Here is a 553-nt window from a genome sequence, read left to right on the forward strand (position 1 = left end):
CATTAAATACAGTAGGTTAAGCAACTCTGGAATGGCTGTAATCTCATTACTTTTGGCTTCCGTTTTCACCTGCCCCAGTACAACACCATTTTCGTTCGAGAATGCACTCACCATATGGATTGCTCCTTTTCTTTTTCCCTTATCAAAGGGGCCTCTTATGGTCTTTCCATCTATTGCTATAATTTCACCATCAGTGATTTCATGGCACTCCTGCATCCATTCAATAAACATCTTTTCAAAGGCCAAACTGTCAATGTTACTCACAACGCGTGCAATGGTGTCATCGACCGGAATGCCATTATCAAAATCACCATATTTCTTTAGCCATTCAAGTCTTTCATGTCCAAAATCTTCAATTTCCTGCCACTCATCGGCACCTGCAATTACTGCACATACGGTGAGAAACAAAATAGCAGATAATTTATGTTTAACCTTTCCTTGTTGTCGTATATCAGGGGTCACTGAAATATAATCAAGCAAACTTTGAATACTCACCTGGCGTCCTTTTTTATCTTTTTAGTTATTCCAAAGGTTAAATTTTGATCACCTGTAG

General features: G+C 38.7%; 1 protein-coding gene. It reads right to left on the minus strand.

All coding sequences use genetic code 11. From position 1 onward, the window contains the following. The coding region (locus tag ACS8YF_RS20065) for an ISAs1 family transposase (RefSeq protein ID WP_440851818.1) at positions 1 to 495 on the minus strand (495 nt) is incomplete at its 3' end. Positions 496 to 553: the final 58 nt, after the last annotated feature.

The organism is Salinisphaera sp. SWV1, assembly GCF_052044155.1.
In the GTDB taxonomy this organism is placed as follows: domain Bacteria; phylum Pseudomonadota; class Gammaproteobacteria; order Nevskiales; family Salinisphaeraceae; genus Salinisphaera.